General features: G+C 71.6%; 15 protein-coding genes. 5 read left to right on the top strand and 10 right to left on the bottom strand.

What is annotated here, in order from left to right:
- Positions 1-360: 360 nt before the first annotated feature.
- Complete coding sequence (locus tag ACFRU2_RS08280) at positions 361-1,800, top strand: endo-1,4-beta-xylanase (RefSeq protein WP_382969196.1); 1,440 nt, start codon at positions 361-363, stop codon at positions 1,798-1,800.
- 48 nt (positions 1,801-1,848) lie between these two features.
- Here ACFRU2_RS08280 and ACFRU2_RS08275 read toward each other — a convergent pair whose 3' ends face one another.
- Positions 1,849-4,320: a glycoside hydrolase family 9 protein gene (locus ACFRU2_RS08275; RefSeq protein ID WP_382969193.1), complete on the bottom strand. Its 2,472-nt coding sequence runs from the start codon at positions 4,318-4,320 to the stop codon at positions 1,849-1,851.
- Between the two features lie 147 nt (positions 4,321-4,467).
- A complete protein-coding gene (gene araD / locus ACFRU2_RS08270) occupies positions 4,468-5,205 on the bottom strand; it encodes an L-ribulose-5-phosphate 4-epimerase AraD (RefSeq protein WP_382969191.1) in 738 nt (245 codons plus the stop codon).
- 370 nt (positions 5,206-5,575) lie between these two features.
- Between araD and ACFRU2_RS08265 the strand changes: the two genes are divergently transcribed.
- The gene (locus ACFRU2_RS08265; protein ID WP_382969629.1) at positions 5,576-6,598 is read left to right on the top strand and encodes a LacI family DNA-binding transcriptional regulator; all 1,023 of its coding nucleotides are present in this window, start codon (positions 5,576-5,578) and stop codon (positions 6,596-6,598) included.
- 74 nt (positions 6,599-6,672) lie between these two features.
- Here the strand turns inward: ACFRU2_RS08265 and yjfF are convergent, their stop codons facing one another.
- From yjfF to ACFRU2_RS08245, 4 genes are all read right to left on the bottom strand, one after another.
- A complete protein-coding gene (gene yjfF, locus ACFRU2_RS08260) occupies positions 6,673-7,695 on the bottom strand; it encodes a galactofuranose ABC transporter, permease protein YjfF (protein WP_382969188.1) in 1,023 nt (340 codons plus the stop codon).
- Complete coding sequence (locus ACFRU2_RS08255) at positions 7,692-8,792, bottom strand: ABC transporter permease (protein ID WP_382969185.1); 1,101 nt, start codon at positions 8,790-8,792, stop codon at positions 7,692-7,694. The genes yjfF and ACFRU2_RS08255 overlap by 4 nt, the downstream gene beginning before the upstream one ends.
- Positions 8,789-10,348, bottom strand: coding sequence for a sugar ABC transporter ATP-binding protein (locus ACFRU2_RS08250; protein ID WP_382969183.1), 1,560 nt, complete (start codon positions 10,346-10,348; stop codon positions 8,789-8,791). Before ACFRU2_RS08250 ends, ACFRU2_RS08255 begins: the two co-directional genes overlap by 4 nt.
- Positions 10,349-10,436: 88 nt before the next feature.
- Positions 10,437-11,441 carry an ABC transporter substrate-binding protein gene (locus ACFRU2_RS08245; RefSeq protein WP_382969180.1) on the bottom strand — a complete coding sequence of 335 codons (1,005 nt, stop codon included), beginning with the start codon at positions 11,439-11,441 and terminating at the stop codon, positions 10,437-10,439.
- Positions 11,442-11,878: 437 nt separating this feature from the next.
- On the opposite strand from ACFRU2_RS08245, the gene araB reads away from it, so the two are divergent.
- Positions 11,879-13,573 (top strand): ribulokinase, encoded by a 1,695-nt coding sequence (gene araB, locus ACFRU2_RS08240; RefSeq protein WP_382969177.1) that lies wholly within the window; start codon positions 11,879-11,881, stop codon positions 13,571-13,573.
- A gap of 81 nt (positions 13,574-13,654) precedes the next feature.
- Positions 13,655-15,166, top strand: coding sequence for an L-arabinose isomerase (araA, locus tag ACFRU2_RS08235; protein ID WP_382969174.1), 1,512 nt, complete (start codon positions 13,655-13,657; stop codon positions 15,164-15,166).
- Positions 15,167-15,185: 19 nt separating this feature from the next.
- On the opposite strand, the gene ACFRU2_RS08230 is transcribed toward araA, so the two are convergent.
- Together ACFRU2_RS08230 and xylB are read right to left on the bottom strand one after the other, a co-directional pair.
- Positions 15,186-16,397, bottom strand: a complete 1,212-nt coding sequence (locus ACFRU2_RS08230) for an ROK family protein (protein ID WP_382969171.1) — start codon at positions 16,395-16,397, stop codon at positions 15,186-15,188.
- A 13-nt stretch (positions 16,398-16,410) separates the two neighbouring features.
- Positions 16,411-17,841: a xylulokinase gene (xylB, locus tag ACFRU2_RS08225; protein ID WP_382969169.1), complete on the bottom strand. Its 1,431-nt coding sequence runs from the start codon at positions 17,839-17,841 to the stop codon at positions 16,411-16,413.
- Positions 17,842-17,934: 93 nt separating this feature from the next.
- On the opposite strand from xylB, the gene xylA reads away from it, so the two are divergent.
- A complete protein-coding gene (xylA, locus tag ACFRU2_RS08220; RefSeq protein WP_382969166.1) occupies positions 17,935-19,107 on the top strand; it encodes a xylose isomerase in 1,173 nt (390 codons plus the stop codon).
- Positions 19,108-19,200: 93 nt separating this feature from the next.
- On the opposite strand, the gene ACFRU2_RS08215 is transcribed toward xylA, so the two are convergent.
- Together ACFRU2_RS08215 and ACFRU2_RS08210 are read right to left on the bottom strand one after the other, a co-directional pair.
- Positions 19,201-20,289 carry an aldose epimerase family protein gene (locus tag ACFRU2_RS08215; RefSeq protein ID WP_382969163.1) on the bottom strand — a complete coding sequence of 363 codons (1,089 nt, stop codon included), beginning with the start codon at positions 20,287-20,289 and terminating at the stop codon, positions 19,201-19,203.
- Between the two features lie 582 nt (positions 20,290-20,871).
- Positions 20,872-21,864: a LacI family DNA-binding transcriptional regulator gene (locus ACFRU2_RS08210; RefSeq protein WP_382969626.1), complete on the bottom strand. Its 993-nt coding sequence runs from the start codon at positions 21,862-21,864 to the stop codon at positions 20,872-20,874.
- Between the last annotated feature and the right edge of the window lie 192 nt (positions 21,865-22,056).

Here is a 22,056-nt window from a genome sequence, read left to right as displayed (position 1 = left end):
CTCGCCGAAGATGCGAACAGAAGCGAATATTCATTTATGACGGAATCCCTCCTCAGGGACCGTCGCCAGATCCTCATCGAAATACTTTCGATGAGGATCTGGCCATGAAAAGCGGATATGAGACCTCTCCACAAGGGGCGGAATCTCGAAATACCTTCGAAACTCTTGACTTGTTTCTGCAGGGTTTCCAGACTGAGGTCCGAGGCGGTGTCGACCGTCCGTCCGGGTGCCGGGTGCCGGCCTTGGATTCATTCGCCCCGTTGGTGACCGTCCCTTTATCAAGGGACCCGGGCGTCGCTCCCGCGGATTCATTCCGCCGCGCTCCAATCCTTCCGTGATTTCTGCCCTGGAGGCTCATTCATGCGCTCACATGCCATTCCCCCACCTGTCGCCCGCCGGAAGATCGGCGGTCTGTGGACGGCCCTGGTCGTCGGCGTCCTCGGTTCCGCCGCCATGCTGGTGGCGCCGGCCTCGCACGCCGCCGAGGGCACGCTCGGCGGCGCGGCGGCGCAGAGCGGCCGTTACTTCGGCACCGCCATCGCCTCGGGCAGGCTGGGCGACTCGGCGTACACCACGATCGCGGGCCGCGAATTCAACTCGGTGACGCCCGAGAACGAGATGAAGATCGACGCCACCGAACCCCAGCAGGGGCAGTTCAACTTCGCCGCCGGCGACCGCGTCTACAACTGGGCCGTGCAGAACGGCAAGCAGGTCCGCGGCCACACCCTGGCCTGGCACTCCCAGCAGCCCGGCTGGATGCAGAGCCTCAGCGGCAGCACGCTGCGCCAGGCGATGAACAACCACATCAACGGCGTGATGGCCCACTACAAGGGCAAGATCGCCCAGTGGGACGTCGTGAACGAGGCCTTCGCCGACGGGAGTTCGGGAGCCCGGCGCGACTCCAACCTGCAGCGCAGCGGCAACGACTGGATCGAGGTCGCCTTCCGTACCGCGCGCGCCGCCGACCCGGCCGCCAAGCTCTGCTACAACGACTACAACGTCGAGAACTGGACCTGGGCCAAGACCCAGGCCATGTACGCCATGGTGCGGGACTTCAAGCAGCGCGGCGTGCCGATCGACTGCGTCGGCTTCCAGTCGCACTTCAACAGCGACAGCCCCTACAACAGCAACTTCCGCACCACCCTGCAGAGCTTCGCGGCCCTCGGCGTCGACGTGGCCGTGACCGAACTCGACATCCAGGGCGCGTCGGCCACGACCTACGCCAACGTGACCAACGACTGCCTGGCCGTTGCGCGCTGCCTCGGCATCACCGTCTGGGGCGTGCGCGACACCGACTCCTGGCGATCGGAGCAGTCGCCGCTGCTGTTCGACGGCAACGGCGGCAAGAAGGCCGCCTACACCTCCGTGCTCGACGCACTCAACGCCGGCTCCTCCACCCCCACGCCGAACCCCACGCCCGGTGCGGGACAGATCAAGGGCGTCGGCTCCGGCCGCTGCCTGGACGTGCCCGGTGCCGGCACCGCCGACGGCACCCAGCTCAACCTGTGGGACTGCAACAACCGCACCAACCAGCAGTGGTCGTACACCGCCGCGGGCGAGCTCAGGGTCTACGGCAACAAGTGCCTGGACGCCGGCGGCACCGGCAACGGAACCAAAGTCCAGATCTACAGCTGCTGGGGAGGCGACAACCAGAAATGGCGCCTCAACGCCGACGGATCCATCGTCGGAGTCCAGTCCGGCCTCTGCCTCGACGCCGCCGCCAACGGCACCGCGAACGGCACTCTGATCCAGCTCTACGCCTGCTCGAACGGCAACAACCAACGCTGGACCCGCACCTGATGGAGTGGAGCCGGGATGACGATCCCGGCTCCACCCCGTCGTCGTCCGTCAGGAACAGAGTGCACCGTTGAGCGTGTAGCGCGTCGGGATCGCATTGGTGCCCGAGTACGTCGCCTGGAAGCCGAAGCTCACGCTGCCGCCGGGGGCCAGCGTGCCGTTCCACCCCGCGTCCCGGGCGGTGACCGTGCTGCCCGACTGGCTCACCGCGGCGTTCCAGGCATTGCCGATCCGCTGATCACCCGCGAAGCTCCAGCCGAGGGTCCACCCGGAGATCGCCGAGGTTCCGGTGTTGCTCACGGTCGCCGTCGCCGTGAAGCCGTTGCCCCAGGCGTTGTCGATCCGGTACGCGACGGTGCAGGTGGCCGCCGGGGCGTCGTCGTCCGCCTCCGTCGCCGTGAACGTCGCCGGCTGCACGCCAGGGCCACCGGCCGTGAAGGTCGCGCTGCCCGATGAGGCGTCGGCATCCTGTGCGGCCGCTATCGAAACCTGCTGCGCCGTGGCCCAGTCGGCCGGGGTGAAGACCAGGGTCGCGGCTGCCGACAGGTCCTGGTCGCCGGCGCTGCGGGCCACCGTCACCGTGACGTTCTGCGCGGGAGCCGCCGAGAGCCGCACGCCCACGGGTGCCGCACCGCCCTCCGGGACGGTCACGGTGGCCGGTGTCACCTGGACCACGGGCGCCGCGGGGGCGCCGCGCCGCTCGGCCGCGAAGGCCGCCAGCCAGGCCAGCGAGGCGTTCCAGTTGATGGCCACCTCGTTGGTGGAGTACGACCCGATGTCGTCCACGTAGCACGCCGCCGGTGCGCAGCCGGCGAGCTTCTCCTTGGCCACCGGATCCTCCAGCCCCGCGTTCGGCCCGCCCGCGAAGGAACCGGCCGGCGGGTGCGGCAGCGAGGCGTCGTTCTGGTGCGCCCAGAACCGGTGGTGCTGGTTCTCGGAGGAGCGGTCGCCGTAGCCGGTGACGTAGGAGAGGTCGAGCGCGTTGCGGCCGAGCAGGTAGTCCAGGGACTCCAACGCTCCGGACCGGTAGCGTTGTTGGCCGGTGAGCTCGTATGCGACGGCCAGCACCATGGCGTTGTTGGTGACGGCGCTGTTGGAGCCCCACACGTACCCGGTGGCGGGCAGCGGCACCGCATAGCCCTGTCCGGCCATGGTGGACAGGTGACCGTCGGCGGCCGCGGTCAGCAGGCCGCGCAGCCGGGCGGTGTCGTCGGCGGGCAGGGCCGCTCCGGAGACGGTGGCGAGGGTGATCCGGCCGAGCGTCGCCGTGCCGCCCCACCAGAACGCGTCGGCGGGCTTGGTGTGGTGCGGGGAGGAGGTGACGGCGTCCCGGAACTGCGACTCGCCCGTGGTGGCGAGGAGTTCCGCCGCCGCCCAGTAGAACTCGTCGGAGACGTCGGCGTCCTCGTACGCGCCGCCGCCGGTGTTGTCGGTCGCCGGCGCGAGCACGCTCGGGTTGGCCTTGGCGGCCGTCCAGGCGCGGCGGGCCGCGTCCAGACAGCGCGCGGCGAACGCGGCGTCGTAGGACGCGTACACCCGGGCGCACTGCGCGGCGGAGGCCGCCAGGTTCAGCGTCGCCGCGGTCGACGGCTTGTGCAGTTCACGCTGTTCGGCATCGAGTTCGGGTTTGGTCGGCAGGGCGGTCCACTTGGCGTCGTGCATCTTGTGGAAGGCCATCCCGGCCGACGACTTCCCGGCGGGGACCTGCATCCGCAGCAGGAACTCCAGCTCCCAGCGCGCCTCGTCCAGTACGTCCGGTATTCCGTTTCCGCGCTCCGGCACCTTCAGCGTCGCGTCGCCGAGCGCCGCATCGCCACCCGAGCGGCGGGCCCGCTCGAAGGAGTTGACCATCTCCCAGACGGAGATGCCGCCGTTGACCACGTACTTGCCCTGGTCGCCCGCGTCGTACCAGCCTCCGCGCACGTCCAGCTGGTAGTCGCACACCCCGGCCTGGCAGGGGACGCTGGTGTCGCCCTTGTTCGGGGCCACACCCAGGTGTCCGGCCGGACGGGCGTAGGCGCCGCCGCCTGCCAGGGCGGCGTCGATCGCGATGCCGCTGCGCTGCTGGTAGAAGAACGACATGCTGTCCGCGCGCAGTCCGTCGTACAACGATGCGGAGATGTCGAAGGGGTGGCTGCTCTGGCCGCCCGCGACCAGGGTGTATCCGGTGCCGGTGCCGGTGTACGCACCGAAGTCCACCAGGTGGGTGGACTGCCCGGACGCCTGGTCGGCGCCGCGCACCGTGGTGGCGCCCGAGGCGGCCACCGCGCCGGAGGCGTCGCGCAGTTGCCAGGCGATCGGGGTGGTCGCGGAGCCGACTATGGTGGCCCGCTTGGGGCCGTCGGGCAGATAGCCGAGCTGGTTGACCCGTACGGGCGTGTCGGCAGCGAGGGTCACGGGGGCGGCAGCCGCGACCGGAACGGTGAGGGCTGTGGCGGAGAGGCCGCCGGCGGCCAGCGCGAGGCCGGCGAGCAGGGCGGCCGCGCGACGCGGCACGCCGCGGACGGAGGTGACAGGAGGCACGAGTGGGGCCTTCCTCGATGAATGGGGGGTTGGAGTGGGAGCGCTCCCATTCAAGCCAGCCGCCGGACGACGCGTCAAGGCACCTGCGTTGACCGGTAGTTGACCGACCCTCACCCGCTCACCCCTCAACCGAGAACAGCCCCGGCCTCAGGGGCGCGGGGCCTGAGGGGTGTTGCCGTAATAGGCGTCCGGGCCGTGCTTGCGGGTGAAGTGCCGCTCCAGCAGATGCCTCGGCGGTTCGGAGGCCTCTCCGAGGCGGGACCCGAGCGCCAGCGTGTGCAGCGCCATCTCCGCCACGGCCTCGCAGACGACGGCGTTCTCCAGCGCGGCCTTCGCGGTGGCGCCCCAGGTGAAGGGGCCGTGTCGCGAGACGAGCGCTCCGGGGACCTCCTCCGCCCGGCGGGGGTCGCCGTCGAGCCGGGCAACGATCACCTGCCCGGTGTTGTACTCGTAGTCCTTCGCGCACTGCTCCGCGGTGAGCTCGGCCGTCACGGGGACGGGGCCGTTGAAGGTGTCGGCGTGCGTCGTGCCGAGCACGGGGATCGGGCGGCGCGCCTGGGCGAAGGCGACGGCGTGCGCCGAGTGCGTGTGGGTGACGCCGCCGATGGAGGGGAACGCCCGGTAGAGGCACCGATGGGTTTCGGTGTCGGTGGAAGGCCTGAGGTGCCCCTCGACCACGCGGCCGTCCTCCAGCGCCACCACGACCAAGTCCTCCTCGGTGAGATCGGCATACGAGACCCCGGACGGCTTGATGACGAAGACACCGGCGTCTCGGTCCACTCCGCTGACGTTTCCCCAGGTGAGGGTGGCCAGGCCGGCCTCCGGGATGCGCAGGTTGGCCGCGAGGACCTCGCGACGGAGGTCCTTGAGGGGGGTCTCGCTCACTACGCTCTCACCGTCTCTCCGACATGCGCGGCGGTTTCCCGGGACCGGAGTCCGGCGGGCCCGCGATCGCGCATGAATGGGCTGGACCGATCGGGGGCCGCACCAGGCATCGCGGCTGTGCAGTCGCGGCTACCCCCTGTCAGATTGTGAACGCTAACAACCATGGATCTCAAGATGTACGAGAAGATTCCTGCCCACAACATGCGGAGAGCGCTGCATAATGTGAACGCCAACATCGATCCCCGTAGGCAGTCTCCCGATCGGTCCGGGACATGGGCGGGCCACGGCTGGTTCGGTACCGTGAGAGGGCCGCTCGACGAGGAGAGGAAGAGCGTTGACCCAGCCACCGGACGTCTCGCGAGCGCCCACGATGACGGACGTCGCGCGCGTCGCCGGCGTGTCCCACCAGACCGTTTCACGGGTGCTCAGCGACCACCCGAACGTCAGCGCCAAGACCCGGGCCGTCGTGACCCAGGTCATCGAGCAGCTGGGGTACCGCCGCAACTCGGCAGCCCGGGCCCTGGCCACCCGCCGCACCCACACCCTGGGCGTCATCGCGGTGAACACCACCCTGCACGGGCCCGCCAGCACCGTGGCGGGGGTTCAGGAGGCGGCTCGGGACCGCGGCTATCTGACGTCCGCCGTCACGCTCCGGACCGCCACCCGGACGGCTCTCGCCGAAGCCGTGCAGCACCTCGCCGGGTGGGGCGTGGAGGGGATCGTCGCGGTCACTCCCCAACGCGACGCGGTGCGGGCCTTGGCGGCCCTGGAAGCACCGTGCCCGGTGGTCACCGTGGAAGGGGGCCACACCCTGGACCTGCCCGGGGTGTCGCTGGACCAGAACCTCGGCGCCCGCATGATCACGGACCATCTCCTCGCGTCGGGGCACGCCACCGTGTGGCACGTCGCGGGCCCTCCCGACTGGCTCGAGAGCGAGGCCCGCACACAGGGATGGGAGGACGCGCTGCGAGAGGCCGGCGCCGAGGTGCCGCCCCTGCTGCGCGGCGACTGGAGTCCGCTGTCGGGATACCAGGCCGGCCAGCAGCTCGCGGGGCGGGTCCGGGCGTCACGAGGGCGGGGAGCGGGCCTCACCGCGGTCTTCGTCGCCAACGACCAGATGGCCCTCGGCGTGCTACGGGCCCTGCGGGAGGCCGGGCTGAGCACGCCTGAGGACGTGGCGGTGGCCGGCTTCGACGACATCCCCGAGGCGGAGTTCTTCCCGCCCCCGCTGACGACGATCCGTCAGGACTTCGCCTCGATCGGCCGCGCCAGCATCGGGCTGCTCCTGGACCACATCGAAGGCCGGACCGACGAGTCGACGCATCTGGTGGTGGCGCCCGAGCTCATCGTCCGCGCGAGTACGGCCCGTAGGATCTCTCCCCCCGGAGAATGACCCCCACCGCCCAGGACTTGCCCCCTCCTCCTGGAGAGGGAGCAAGTCGCCGTGGGGGCGGTACGGGCCGGGAGTCATTCGGCGGCGGGGCGGCGTCCGCTCATCAGGCGCTGCAGCACGATGAACACGAGCAGCAGGGCGCCGATGACGATCCGGGTCCACCAGGAGCTGAGCGTGCCCTGGAAGTTGACGACCGTCTGGATCGTGCCGAGGACCAGCACGCCGAGGGCGGTGCCCAGGACGAAGCCGGAGCCTCCGGTCAGCAGCGTGCCGCCGATCACGGTGGCGGCGATCGCGTCGAGCTCCATGCCCATGGCGTGGAGGGCGTAGCCGGAGAGCATGTAGAAGGTCAGCAGCAGGCCGCCGAGTGCGGAGCACAGGCCGCTGACGGCGTACACGGCGACCTTGGTGGAGCTCACCGGAAGACCCATCAGACGTGCGGAGGTCTCGTTGCCGCCCAGCGCGTAGACGTTGCGGCCGAAGCGCGTGTGGTGCAGTACGACGAAGGCGATCACCAGCACGGCCAGGGCGATGACCACCGGGATCGAGACGAACAGTCCCCCCGGGCCGTACAGCCGGGTCTGTGCGATGCCCGCCGTGGTGGGGTCGCTGATCGTGATGGATTCGGTGCTGATCGTGTAGCAGAGTCCGCGGGCGAGGAACATGCCGGCCAGGGTGACGATGAACGGCTGGATCTCGAAGGTGTGGATGATCCAGCCCATGAGCGCCCCGCTCGCGGCGCCGACCAGCAGGACCGCGGGGACGACGGTGGCCAGGGGCCAGCCGTGCGACTCGACCAGCCAGGCGGTGAGCATGGTCGACAGGGCCACCATGGAGCCGACGGACAGATCGATGCCGCCGGTGAGGATGACGAAGGTCGCCCCGACCGCGACGACCAGGAGGAATCCGTTGTCGATCAGCAGGTTCAGCACGACTTGCGCGGAGAGGAAGCCCTCGTAGCGCACCGATCCGACGCCGAACATGACGACCAGCAGGACGGCCGTGACGATCAGTGGGATACGGGTGCGCGTGCGCGGGGACACGGTCGCGAAGGGGCGGACGAGGTGCGCGGCGGCGCCTGCGATGCCGGTGCTCATGCGCGTACCTCCTGCTGCTGCGGGGCGGCGCCCGGCGATGCGTGGGATCGGGGAGTGGTCGTCCCGCGGCGGCGCAGGACCTTGGCCCGGAAGACCGGGGACTGCACGAGGCAGACGACGATGACGACGAAGGCCTTGAAGACGAGGGTGGTTTCGGGCGGGACGCCCAGGGTGTAGACGGTGGTGGAGAGCGTCTGGATGATCAGGGCGCCCAGGACGGTGCCGCCGAGGGAGAAGCGTCCTCCGGTCAGGGCGGTGCCGCCGACGACGACGGCGAGGATCGCGTCGAGTTCGATCCACAGGCCGGCGTTGTTCCCGTCGGCGCTGGAGACGTTGGAACTGATCATCAGCCCGGCAACGGCGGCGCACAGCGCACTGAAGACGTAGACCAGGGCGAGCAGACCGCCGGCCCGGATGCCGACGAGGCGGCTGGCGGCGGGGTTCGCGCCCACCGACTCGATCAGCATGCCGAGTGCGCTGCGACGGGTGACGAATGCGGTGAGCGCGAAGAGGGCGGCCGCCAGGAGGACGGCGAACGGGAAGGTCAGCCAGTAGCCGCCTCCGATCATCTTGTAGGGGGCGCTGGTCACCGTGACGATCTGACCGCCGGTGATCAGCTGGGCGACGCCGCGGCCGGCGACCATGAGGATCAAGGTGGCCACGATGGGCTGCACACCGAGTCCGGACACGAGGAGGCCGTTGGCCAGGCCCAGTACGAGGGCGACGCCGAGGGCGAGGGCGACGGCCGTGAGCATGGTGGCGACGCCGCCGGGTCGTGCGGCGGTGGAGATGTACCCACAGGCGAGGGCGCCGGCGATGGCGACGGTGGAACCCACCGAGAGGTCGATGCCCCGCGTGGCGATGACCAGGGTCATGCCGAGCGCCACCAGGGTGAGGGGCGCGCCGAACTGGAGGATGTCGACGAGGCTGCCGTAGAGGTGGCCGTCGCGTACGCGGACGGAGAGGAAGTCGTGGTGGAACGCGAGGTTGCCGAGGAGCAGGGCGAGAAGGATGAGCGTCGGCCACAGCAGGCGGTGGCCGGCCAGCCGTCTCCCGATTCCGCCGGCCGCCCCGGACGTGGCGGGCTGGAGGGTCATGAGTCCGTTCCGGTGGCGATGGTGGTGAGGATGCGTTCGGGCGTGACGGTGTCGTCGTTCCTGAGGGTGGTCACCATGCGGTGGTCGCGGAGCACGGCGATGTGGTGGCTCAGGCGCAGGACCTCTTCGATTTCCGCCGAGATGAACACCACGGCGGTGCCTTCGCCCGCCAGGCGGGCCACGAGTTTCTGGATCTCCGCCTTGGCCCCGATGTCGATGCCCCGGGTGGGTTCGTCGAGGATCAGGAGCCGCGGTTCGGTCAGCAGCCACCGCGCGAGGAGGACCTTCTGCTGGTTGCCTCCGCTGAGGTTGCGTACCTGCGCTTCGGGGTCGGCGGGGCGGATGTCCAGGGCTTCGATCCAGTGCCGTGCCAGTTCGTCCTGTTTCTGACGGGCCAGCGGCCTGGTCCAGCCTCGGGCGGCCTGCAGAGCGAGGACGATGTTCTCGCGGACCGTGAGCTCGCCCACCAGTCCTTCGGACTTGCGGTTCTCGGAGCAGAAGGCGATGCCTCGGGCGATGGCGTGGCGGGGGGTGCGCAGGAGCACCTTCTCGCCCTCGATGCTCACTTCTCCCCCGTCCGCGCCGTCCGCGCCGAACAGGAGGCGCGCCGCCTCGGTGCGGCCCGAGCCCAGGAGGCCTGCCAGTCCGATGACCTCGCCGGGATGGATGTCGAGGTCGTACGGTTCGATCGAGCCCGTGCGGGTCAGTTGCCGGGCCCGGAGGAACGGCTCGCCGGTCTCCCGTCCGGCCGCTTCCTCGTGGGCACGTTCGGACAGCTGGTCGAGGGTGGCCAGTTCTCCGCCGATCATGCGCTGGACCAGCGTCACCGGAGTGAGTTCGCGGATGGGGTACTCGCCTTCCAGGCGGCCGTTGCGCAGGATGGTGACGCGGTCGCAGAGATCGAATACCTGGTCGAGGAAGTGTGTGACGAACAGGATGGCCGCACCCCGGTCCCGCAGGCGCCGCACCAGGGTGAAGAGCTGGGCGACCTCCTCGCGGTCCAGGCTGGAGGTGGGTTCGTCCAGTACGAGCACCTTCGCCGAGACGTCCACCGCCCGGACGATGGCGACCAGTTGCTGCACCGCCAGGGAGTGCGAGCCGAGCAGACCGGTGACGTCGAGGTCGAGGTCCAGTTCCGTCAGGAGCTCTGCCGCCCGCTGCCGCAGGGCGGACCAGTGGATGAGACCGAAGCGGCGCGGTTCGCGCCCGATGAGGATGTTCTCGGCGACCGAGATGTTCGGGCAGAGGTTGACCTCCTGGTAGACGGTGCTGATTCCGGCCTGCTGCGCCTGGAGGGGGTCCGCGAAGGCGTGGGGCCGGCCGTCGACGAGGATGGTGCCGCCTTCGACGGGGTGGACACCGGTGAGCACCTTGATCAACGTGGACTTCCCGGCGCCGTTCTCGCCCATGAGGGCGTGCACCTCACCGGGGAAGAGCCGCAGGGCGACTCCGTCGAGGGCGAGCACGCCCGGGAACTGTTTGCGGATGTCCAGGGCTTCCAGGACCGGCCGCGGGCTCGCGTCGTCCGTGGGCCGTGGGGTGGACGGGGGTGCCATCCGGCCTCCTCTCGTGGGTGGGTGATGGAGCGCGCTCCGGACGGTGGAGGGGGCCGCTCGGCCTCCCCCGGAGTCGGCGCGTGCGGTCTCAGTAGCTCCGGGACGGCAGCGCCGCCGCGGCCTTGTCCTGCGGGAAGACGCCCTCCACGGTCTCGACACGAGTCGGCACGCTCTCCCCGGCCGCGACCTTCTTGGTCAGCTCCATCAGCTGGTCGCCGAGCATCGGGTTGCACTCCACCACGACGTTGATCTTGCCCTCGGTCATCGCGACGAAGGCGTCCTTGATCCCGTCCACCGAGATCACCTTGATGTCCGTCCCGGGCTTCTTGCCGGACTCCTCGATGGCCTGGATGGCGCCGAGGGCCATGTCGTCGTTGTGGGCGTAGAGGACGTCGATGTCCTTCTGGGACTTCAGGAACGCCTGCATGACCTCCTTGCCCTTGGCGCGGGTGAAGTCGCCCGTCTGCGAGGCGACGATCTTGAACTTGCCGTCGGCGCGGATCGCGTCGGCGAAGCCGGCCTTGCGGTCGTTGGCGGGTGCGGAGCCCGTGGTGCCCTGGAGCTCGACGATGTTGACCGGGCCCTGCTCGTTCGCGTAGGCACCGGTCAGCCACTCGCCCGCGGACTTGCCCTCCTTGACGAAGTCGGAGCCCAGGAAGGTCTTGTAGAGGGAGGTGTCCTTGGTGTCCACGGCGCGGTCGGTGAGGATGACCGGGATGCCCGCGTCCTTGGCCTCCTTCAGCACCGTGTCCCAGCCGGACTCGACGACCGGCGAGAAGGCGATGACGTCGACCTTCTGCTGGATGAAGGTGCGGATCGCCTTGATCTGGTTCTCCTGCTTCTGCTGCCCGTCGGAGAACTTCAGGGTGATCCCGGCCTTCTTCGCCGCCTCCTGTACGGACTTGGTGTTGGCGGTGCGCCAACCGCTCTCGGCGCCGACCTGGGCGAAGCCGAGGGTGATCGCCTCTCCGGAGCTTCCCTTGGCCGCCGAGGAGGAGCCGGGGGCGGGGGCGGGGCTCTCGGTCGAGCAGGCGGTGAGCGCCGAGGAGGCGAGAAGGGCGGTGGTGAGGACGAGAGCTGCTCTGCGGGCCATGTCGAGGGTCCTTTCGAGGTGCAACGGAAGAGGCGCCGCACGGCCGGGGCCGGGCTGCGCCCAAGAGGAGTCCCGGGGGTGCCGCGCCGCGCGACGGCCGGGGTGGTCGGCGTCGGGGCCGGGCGGGTCGGGGCGGGGTCGGCAGGAGAGGGGTGCCCCAGGGAGGGGGCGCCGTCGCATTGTGAGCGTTAACAAGCTGCGTTCTCAACCCTCTTGCGCACGTTATCTGTCCGTTACCGCCGCTGTGCCGTCGGAGCTCGCACGAACCCGCACGGACCCCTTGCCTCTGAAATTGTTAGCGCTCACACTACGGAGGGATCACCCGCCGACTGCCAGGATCGCGGGCGGCAACTCCGCCTGCCGGCCGACTGCCGCCCTGTCTGCCGCTCTCTCTGCCGCTCCGCCTGCCGCCCCCGGCTCCTTCGAAAGGCACTCTGTTGACGTCACCCCATCTCCTCGCGCCCACCCCGTACTCCGGGGAACCGGAGCAGTACACCGTCGGCGTCGACTTCGGCACGCTGTCGGGCCGCGCCGTGGTGGTGCGGGTGCGCGACGGTCAGGAGCTGGCCGCGGCGGTCCACGCCTACCCGCACGGCGTCATCGACCGGCACCTGCCGCACGGCGGTGCGCACCTGCCGCCGGACTGGGCCCTGCAACACCCCCAGGACTGGCGGGACGTACTGCGTCACGCCGTCCCGGAGGCCGTGGCGGCGGCCGGGGTCGATCCGGCCGCGGTGATCGGCATCGCCACCGACTTCACCGCGTGCACCGTCCTGCCCACGCTGGCCGACGGGACCCCCCTCGCCGAGACGGAGCTCGCCGGACGGCCGCACGCGTGGCCCAAGCTGTGGAAGCACCACGCGGCCCAGTCGCACGCCGACCGCATCAACGAACTCGCGCACGCCCGCGGGGAGAAGTGGATCGCCCGCTACGGCGGCCGGATCTCCTCCGAGTGGCAGTTCGCGAAGGCCCTCCAGGTCCTGGAGGAGGATCCGCTCGTCTACGAAGCCTGCGCGCGGTGGATCGAGGCCGCCGACTGGATCGTGTGGCAGCTCACCGGCGCCGAGTCCCGCAACGCCTGCACGGCCGGGTACAAGGGGATCCACCAGGACGGCGCCTACCCGAGCGAGGAGTACCTGGCCGCGCTGAACCCCCGGTTCGCCGACTTCGCACGCACCCGCCTCGAGTTCCCCCTCTCTGCGCTGGGCTCACGCGTGGGCTCGCTCGGCCCCGAGGCGGCGGCTTGGACGGGGCTGCGCCCCGGCATCGCCGTGGCCGCGGGCAATGTGGACGCCCACGTCACCGCAGCGGCGGCCCGGGCCGTCGAGGACGGTCAGCTCCTCGCCATCATGGGGACGTCCACCTGCCACGTCGTCAACGCGCCCGTCCTCGCGGACGTCCCCGGCATCTGCGGTGTCGTCAACGGCGGGATCGTCGAGGGAGCCTACGGCTACGAGGCCGGGCAGAGCGCGGTCGGCGACATCTTCGCCTGGGTACTGGACCAAGGCGTCCCGCCCGACTACCTCGCCGAGGCCGCCGACCGCGGCGAGGACCTGCACGCCCTGCTGACCCGCAAAGCCGCCCTACAGCCGGTCGGCGGCCACGGACTGGTCGCCCTCGACTGGCTGAACGGCAACCGTTCGGTCCTCGTCGACCACCACCTCTCCGGAGTCGTCGTGGGGCTCACCCTCGCGACCCGACCCGAGGACGTCTACCGCGCGCTGCTCGAAGCCACCGCGTTCGGCACCCGCGTCATCGTGGAGGCCCTGGAGGCGGGCGGCGTGCCCGTGCACGAGTTCATCGTCGCCGGCGGGCTGGCCAAGAACGAACTGCTGATGCAGATCTACTCCGACGTGCTGCGCCGCCCCGTCTCCCTCGCCGCGTCCGACCAGGGCCCCGCCCTCGGGTCGGCCATCCACGCCGCCGTGGCCGCCGGCGCGCACCCCGACGTACGAGCGGCCACCGCCGCCATGGGCCGGCGGCGGCCCGCCGTCCACACCCCCGACGCCTCCCGAGCCGACGCCTACGACGCCCTCTTCGCCGAGTACCGGCTCCTGCACGACCACTTCGCCGCCGGCGGCCTGCTGCACCGCCTGAGGAAGATCCGCGACACGGCCCACACCACGGGCTGACCCGCCCCCCGTCCCTTCCCGCTTCCTCCACCCGCCCGCCGCACTCACCACCGCCGCGGGACGTCACCTTCAGGAGTCCATGTGTCCAGCCAAGCGTCCCCCGCCCAGGAGATCTGGTTCCTCACCGGCAGCCAAGGCCTGTACGGAGAGGAGACGTTGAAGCAGGTCGCCGACCAGTCACGGCAGATCGCCGCCGCCCTGGCCGACCCCTCCGGCATTCCCGCGCGCGTGGTGTGGAAGCCGGTATTGACCGACGCCGACGCCATCCGCCGGGTGTGCCTCGACTCCAACGCCGAGGACCGGTGCATCGGGCTCATCGCCTGGATGCACACCTTCTCGCCGGCCAAGATGTGGATCGCCGGACTGGACGCGCTGCGCAAGCCGTTGCTGCACCTCCACACCCAGTCGAACGTGGCCCTGCCCTGGGACACCATCGACATGGACTTCATGAACCTCAACCAAGCCGCGCACGGGGACCGCGAGTTCGGGCACATCCAGGCCCGTGTCGGCGTACCCCGCAAGACCGTGGCCGGACACGTCACCGACCCGGTGACGACCGAACGCATCGCGGTCTGGGCGCGTGCGGCCGCCGCACGATCCGAACTGGCCACCCTCAAGGTCGCCCGCTTCGGCGACAACATGCGCGACGTGGCCGTCACCGAAGGCGACAAGGTCGAGGCGCAGCTGCGCTTCGGCGTCTCCGTCAACACCTACGGCGTCAACGACCTGGTGGAGGTCGTCGACACGGCGGACGAGGCCGAGGTGACCGCCCTCGTCAAGGAGTACGAGGACCTCTACGACCTGGCGCCGGAACTGCGGCCCGGAGGCGACCGGCACGACTCGCTGCGCTACGCGGCCCGCATCGAGGCCGGCCTGCGCGCCTTCCTGGAAGCGGGCGGCTTCAGGGCCTTCACCACCAACTTCGAGGACCTGGGCGGGCTGCGCCAGCTGCCCGGTCTCGCGGTCCAGCGGCTCATGGCCCGGGGGTACGGCTTCGGAGGAGAGGGCGACTGGAAAGCCGCCGTGCTGCTGCGCGCCCTCAAGGTGGCCGCCACCGGCCTCCCGGGCGGCACCTCCTTCATGGAGGACTACACCTACGATCTGACACCGGGCAACGAGCTCATCCTCGGCGCGCACATGCTGGAGGTGTGCCCCACCCTCGCGGCCGCCAGGCCCGGCTGCGAGATCCACCCGCTCGGCATCGGCGGGCGGGAGGACCCGGTGCGCCTGGTGTTCGACGCCGCCCCCGGCCCGGCCGTGGTGGTCGGCCTCGCCGACCTCGGCGACCGCTTCCGCCTGATCGCCAACGACGTGGACGTGGTGTCACCCCCTCACCCGCTGCCCGCCCTGCCCGTGGCCCGCGCGGTCTGGCGGCCCCGCCCCGACCTGCGGACCTCCACCGAATCCTGGCTGACGGCCGGAGGACCGCACCACACCGTCCTCAGCACCGCCCTCACCTCCGACCACCTCGACGACCTGGCCGAGATGCTCCGCCTGGAACTCGCGCTCATCGACGAGAGCACCACCCCGAAGCAGTTCCGGCGAGATCTCCGCTGGAACCAGGCGTACCACCGGTTGGCGCAGGGGCTGTGAACCGGGGCCTCGGTCACCCTTAGCGCGCGGGCAGGCGAGCGGGATCGGCGATGATCTGCCGGACCGTCGACCAGGCCGCGCCCAGCACCGGTCCGCGGCGCCCCAGGGCTGAGGGGCGTACCGCCTCCGGGGTCCAGGGCCGGACGGTGATGCGGGCGGCAAGTTCTGCGCGTACCGACGGGAGGAGCCAGTCGGCGAGTTCCGCGTAGGCGCCGCCCAGCACGAGGCCGTCCGGGTCGATCAGGTTGACCGCCGAGGTCAGGGCGAGGCCGAGGGCCCGTCCCGCGCGGTCCAGGGCCCGCAGGGTCGCCGCGTCCCCGGCGGCCGCCCGCTCGGCCAGCAGGGCCACCGGGTCTCCTACGTCTCCCAGCCCGGCCTCGCGCAGCACGGCCGCTTCGCCCGCGTACTGCTCCAGGCAGCCGCGTGCCCCGCAGGCGCACGGGGCTCCCTCCGGGTGGACGGGCAGGTGGCCGAGCTCGCCCGCGAAGCCGCGGGCGCCCCGGAACAGCTGCCCTCCGATGACCAGTGCGGCACCGATGCCGGCTTCGGCGGAGACGTGTACGAAGGTCTCGGCGGGGTTTCCCCGGTGCCACTGCTCGGCCAGCGCCCCGAGGTTGGCCTCGTTCTCCGGCTCGGGCACGGTGTCGGGGTCGGGCCAGTGGTCGGCGGGGCGGACGGCCTGCCAGCCGAGGTTCGGCGCGTTCGCGACCAGCCCGCCCGGCGCGTTCGGCACCACCCCCGGCACGGCCAGGACGCGGCCCTCGACGCGCAGGCCGAGGGCTGCGGCCTCGGCCTCCGCCTCGGCGCCCAGCGCGGCGGCCTCCGCCAGCACCTCTCCGGCCGGCCGGCCCGCGTTGGCCCGCTCCGCCCGACGCCACACCCGGGGTTCACCGCGCAGGTCCACGACGCACGCGGCGAGATGGGTGACGCCGATCTCCAGTCCGAGGCCCGCGGGACCCCGGTCGTTCAGGACCAGCCCCCGTCCGGGGCGGCCGACCCGTCCGCTGGGCGCGGTCTCCGTCTCGGTCAGTGCCCCGCGGCCGATGAGCTCGTCGACCATGGAGGAGACGGCCGGCCTGGTCAGGCCCGTGTGCCCGGCGACGTCCGCCCGGGAGAGCGGTCCGTGCGCGGCGACCGCGCCGATCACCGCCGCGAGGTTCTGCCGGCGCATCCCCTGCTGCGAGGCGGGCGCGGCCTCCGCGCCCCCGCTCGCCCTGCCGGTCCCCGTCATCGACCCGGCCCTCCTATCGCTGTCCCGGCGGGACCTCCTGCAACGCCCGCGCCCGCCGCAGCGTACTGGTGATCCGTTCGAGGGTGTCGTCGTCACGGGCCACCGGGTCCAGCACCCGGCCCTCGGCGGTCCGCCAGCGCCGGGCAACGGCGTCGGCCGGCTCACCGGTGAGCAGTGCGGAGGCCTGGGCCGCTGCCCCGAGCGCGACCAGTTCCCGGACCTCGGGCACCTGGACCGCTCGGCCGGACAGCCGCAGGACGGTCCGCTGCCAGGCCCGGCCGCGGGCTCCGCCGCCGATCAGCAGCAGGGGTTCGTCGGGGGCCGGGCTCTCGCCTCCGGCTCGCAGTACGTCGTCCAGGGCCGCGAGCAGGGCGTGGGCGGCGCCGTCGTAGGCGGCCTGGAGCAGCTGCCCCGGCGTGGTGTCGTGGCGCAGGCCGTGGACCAGGCCGGAGGCGTGCGGGAAGTCCGGGGTGCGCTCGCCGTCCAGATGGGGAAGCACCACGACGGTGCCTCCTTGCTCGACGTCCTCGCGGTCGCGGCCGACGAGGGCGGCGAAGCGGTCGACGGCGAGGGTGCAGTTGAGCGTGCAGGCGAGCGGCAGCCAGCCGCCGAGGGCATCGGCGAAGCCGGCGACGGTTCCGCTCGGGTCGGCGGGCCGGGTCCGGCCGACGGCGTAGACGGTGCCGGAGGTGCCGAGGCTCAGTACCGGACGTCCGGGGGTCAGGCCCAGCCCGAGGGCGGCGGCCATGTTGTCGCCGGTCCCGGTGGCCACCAGCGCGCCCTCGCGCAGCGGCATCCCGGCTCGGACGACGCCCGCCGGGACGCCCGGCGGCAGGACCTGTGGCAGCAGCCCCGGGTCGAGGCCGATCCGGCCGAGGACGTCCTTGTCGTAGCCGTCCGGGCCCCACCAGCCGGTTCCCGACGCGTCTCCGCGGTCCGTCACCGCCTCACCGGTGAGCCGTTCCGTCAGGAAGTCGTGGGGAAGCCGGACGGCCGCGACGCGGTCGGCGACGGCCCGCTCGGTCGCGTGCAGCCAAGCCCACTTGGCCGCCGTGAAGGCGGCCGTCGGGACGCTTCCGGTGCGGTGGGCGAGCTCTGCCGCGCCGAACGCGGCTGCGAGTTCGGCGGCCTGCGGGGCGGAGCGTACGTCGTTCCACAGCAGCGCCGGGCGCACCGGCCGGCCGGATGCGTCGAGGGTGACCAGGCCGTGCTGCTGGCCGGCGATCGAGCAGGCGGCGGCGCGATCCGCCCAGCCGGTGCCCGCCACGGCCTCGCCGAGCGCCCGCCACCACTGTTCGGGGTCGCTCTCGCGTCCGGCGCCCGCACTGACGGCGTGCGCGGCGCGGCCCTCGCCCAGGACGGCGCCGGTCTCCACGTCGACGGCGAGGGCCTTGGTCGACTGGGTCGAGCTGTCGACACCGATCACGACACGCTGAGCAGACATGCGTTCCTCCGGTGGGGTTCCTTCTGGCGTCTCCGCATACTAATTTGTTTTTCGCCATTACAAATAGCCCTCGGCCCTGAACCGGAGACATTCATGACCAGCGACCCGCTCGTCCCCACTCCCGCGCACAGGTTCACCTTCGGCCTGTGGACCGTCGGCTGGCAGGGCCGGGATCCCTTCGGCGACGCCACCCGGCCGGCCCTCGACCCGGTCGAGACCGTGGAGCGGCTGGCCGGGCTCGGCGCCTACGGCGTCACGTTCCACGACGACGACCTGATCCCCTTCGCGGCCGGCGACGCGGCACGCGAGCAGGCGGTCAAGCGCTTCCGCACCGCACTCGACACCGCCGGGCTGAAGGTGCCGATGGCCACCACCAACCTGTTCACCCATCCGGTGTTCAAGGACGGCGCCTTCACCGCCAACGACCGGGACGTCCGCCGGTACGCGCTGCGCAAGACGATCCGCAACATCGACCTGGCCGTGGAACTCGGCGCCTCGGTCTACGTCGCCTGGGGCGGCCGCGAGGGCGCGGAGTCGGGCGCGGCCAAGGACGTGCGCACCGCCCTCGACCGGCTGAAGGAGGCCTTCGACCTGCTGGGCGAGTACGTCGAGAGCCAGGGGTACGACCTGCGCTTCGCGATCGAGCCCAAGCCCAACGAGCCGCGCGGCGACATCCTGCTGCCCACCGTCGGCCACGCCCTGGCGTTCATCAACGAGCTGGAGCGGCCCGAGCGGGTCGGCCTCAACCCGGAGGTCGGCCACGAGCAGATGGCGGGGCTGAACTTCCCGCACGGCATCGCCCAGGCCCTGTGGCACGGCAAGCTGTTCCACATCGACCTCAACGGCCAGTCCGGCATGAAGTTCGACCAGGACCTGCGCTTCGGCGCGGGCGATCTGCGCCAGGCCTTCTGGCTGGTCGACCTTCTGGAATCGGCCGGCTACGACGGCCCCCGCCACTTCGACTTCAAGCCGCCGCGCACCGAGGACTCCGACGGCGTCTGGGCCTCGGCGGCCGCCTGCATGCGCAACTACCTGCTCCTGGCGGAGCGTGCCCGCGCCTTCCGGGCCGACCCGGAGGTCCGGGCCGCGCTCACCGCCTCCCGTCTCCCCGAACTCGCCCTCCCCACCGCCGCGGACGGCCTGGCCGGGCTGCTGGCCGACCGGTCCGCCTTCGAGGCGTTCGACGTCGATGCCGCCGCCGGACGCGGCATGGCCTTCGAGCAGCTGGACCAGCTCGCCCTCGAACACCTCCTCGGCGCCCGCTGAACCGCTGCGCCCCGCAAGCCGGGCCGCTGCATCCCACGGCCCGGCTCCGTCGCGCGCGAACCACAGCGCCTTATGCGTCTCGGTCAGCACCCTCTACCCGGCCGAGAAGCGGTACACCGTCGTCGAGCGGTACTCCTCCCCCGGGCGCAGGTGGGTGGAGGGGTACTCGGGACGGTTGGGCGAGTCCGGAAAGTGCTGGGTCTCCAGCGCTATGCCCGCGTACGCGAAGTAGGGGCGACCGGAACGGCCGACCAGCGAGCCGTCGAAATGGTTTCCGGTGTAGACCTGGAGCCCAGGCTCCGTCGTCAGGCATGCGACGCGTCGGCCGCTGTCGGGATGGCTCAGGACAGCGGCCCGCCTGAGCCCGGTTCCGTCGAGCACCCAGTTGTGGTCGAAGCCGTCGCCGGCCCGGCGGATCTGCGGGTGTTCCTCGGTGATGCGACCACCGATGGCCCGCGCCTCGCGGAGGTCGAACGGCGTGCCGGTGACGGGCTCGGCCGGACCGAGCGGAATCAGCTCTGCGTCCACGGGAGAGTAACGGGCGGCCTCGACCCGCAGCCGGTGGCCGAGCACCGTCCCACAGCCCTCGCCGGCCAGGTTGAGGTACATGTGGTTGGTGAGGTTGACGACGGTCGGAGCATCCGTGGTCGCCCGGTAGCCGAGTGAGAGTTCTCCGTCGGGGCCGAGCAGGTACGTGACCTCCGCCGTGAGGGCGCCCGGGAATCCCTGGTCGCCGTCGGGGCTGACCAGGCGGAAGCGGACGCCGGCCCGCCTGCCCTCACGGACCGGCACGCCGTCCCAGAGCCGAGTGGCGAAGCCGTCCGGTCCGCCGTGCAGGGTGTGTCCGCCCTGCTGGGTCGCCAGCCGGTGCGTCGTGCCGTTGAGGGGCAGCGTTCCGCCGGCGATGCGATTGGCGTAGCGGCCGACCGTCGCGCCGAAGTAGGCGGCCTCCCCGAACAGGTCCGCCGTACTCTCGCAGCCCAGCACGACGTTGGCACACCGCCCGTCCCGGTCCGGCGCGTAGAGGGCCTGCAAGCGGGCTCCCAGACTGAGGACCTCCGCGGTCACTCCCTCCCGGGAGCCGAACGTCCAGCGGGTGATGCGCCGCCCGTCCGGGAGCTCTGCGGCAGCCTCCCGGGTCACCGTCACTACACCAGGTGATTCGAGTGCGTCTCGCGACACGCGACTACTCCGTTCAGCTCGGGGAGGGGGGTGACGCCCGCCGCACGGGCGCGCGTTGTCGACTAGGAAGGGGCGGGGCCGGATCCCCCGGGGCGCGGCACTCGGCGTCGGCCCGGCGTCGGCGTCGACCCGGCCGGGGGCCGGGCAGGTACACCACCCGGAGCACCCCTGCTCCAGGGCCCCGACGACGACCCGGGTGCAGGGCCGCGCAGCACCCTCGCTCGGGTAACCGTCGTCCTGGAGACCGCCTCCGTACCCGGCGGTGCACGCGTTGCGGCTCTCGACGCCGGCCGGCTGCCCGACGATCCGGTCGGCCGCCTCAATCCGCCGCGCGCACGCGGCATGGACGGCCGGATCCACCCCCGACGGCAGGGATCAAGGCCACTTCCTCATCCTTCACATCGGAAATCCGTAGCGCTTCCAGCCGAGTTGAAGGCGGGCTTCTTCCGGGATGAGCCAAATTGTTAGCGTTCACATTCCACCTGTCAAGGAACACCGAAGCCTTCGACCAACGCGCTGCCCGCAGACGCGGCGGAGAGCGCGGCCCCGGGGGTGGTCAGTTCCTGGTCCGACGCTTCCGGCTCAACGCCGGGGGGCCACAGGCCCCGCGCTGCGGCGCAGCACCATCTCGGGCGCGATCCGCACGTGGGTGCGGGCGGCCGCGCCGCCCTCCAGTTCCTCGACGAGCAGCTCCAGGGCCCGGCGGCCGAGCTCGCCGAAGTCCTGCCGCACCGTGGCCAGGGGCGGGGTGAAGTAGGCCGCCTCGGGAATGTCGTCGAAACCGACCACGCTGATGTCGCCCGGGATCGAGCGGCCGGCCTCGTGCAGGGCGCGCAGCAGGCCGAGCGCCATGTGGTCGTTGGCGCAGAAGACCGCGGTGACGTCGTCCAGTTCGGCGATCCGCAAACCCGCCTGGTAGCCGGCGCGCGCACTCCAGTCGCCGGGCTCCACACGCGGTACGGGGGCTCCGGCAGTCTCCAGCGCACTGCGCCAGCCCTCCTGGCGGTCCTGGCTCTCCCTCCAGCCGGCCGGACCGGCCAGGTGGTGCACCGTACGGTGACCCAGATCGAGCAGGTGCCTCGTGGCCGCTTCGGCGCCGGACCGGTTGTCCACCGAGACCATGGGGACCCGGGACTGACTGCCGGGTCCGACCGCGACGACCGGTACCGAGCTGGAGAGCTTGGCCACCGCGCTGACCGCGGTGATCTGGGGCGCGATCGCGACCACGCCTTCCACGCCCTGGTCGCGCAGCCGGTCGACGGCCTCCTGGACCGAGCGTCCGTCCAGGGAGCGCAGACTCGTCACGCTGACGGAATACCCCGCGCTGCGCGCAGCCTGCTCGATGCCGTCCAGCATCGAGGCGGGACCGTACAGGGTCGATTTGAAGCTGACCACGCCGAGGGTTTGCGAACGGCGGGTGACCAGGGCGCGGGCGGCGGAATTGGGCCGGTAGTCCAGCTCACGGATCGCGGCGAGCACGCGGTCCCGGGTGCCGGGCCGCACGTGCGGGGCCCCGTTGAGCACCCGGGACACCGTCTGGTGGGACACGCCGGCCACTTTCGCCACGTCCGCCATCACGGGCTGGCGCCGCTCGGTCCCGGCACTGTCGTTTCCCACGCGCACTTCCCTCCTCGACTCCGGGCTACGGTACGCCACCGACCGCCTGCCAAGACGGCGTGGGTGTTGACGGACGAGCACGTGCAACGGGGTACGCCCTCCGGCGGGCAGGGGCACTGCGGCCCGCAGCCGGCCGCTCCGAAGAGCCGC

Source organism: Streptomyces sp. NPDC056883 (assembly GCF_042788835.1).
Taxonomy (GTDB): Bacteria; Actinomycetota; Actinomycetes; order Streptomycetales; family Streptomycetaceae; genus Streptomyces; species Streptomyces stoeckheimensis.
This window is presented reverse-complemented; position numbering and strand designations above follow the sequence as displayed.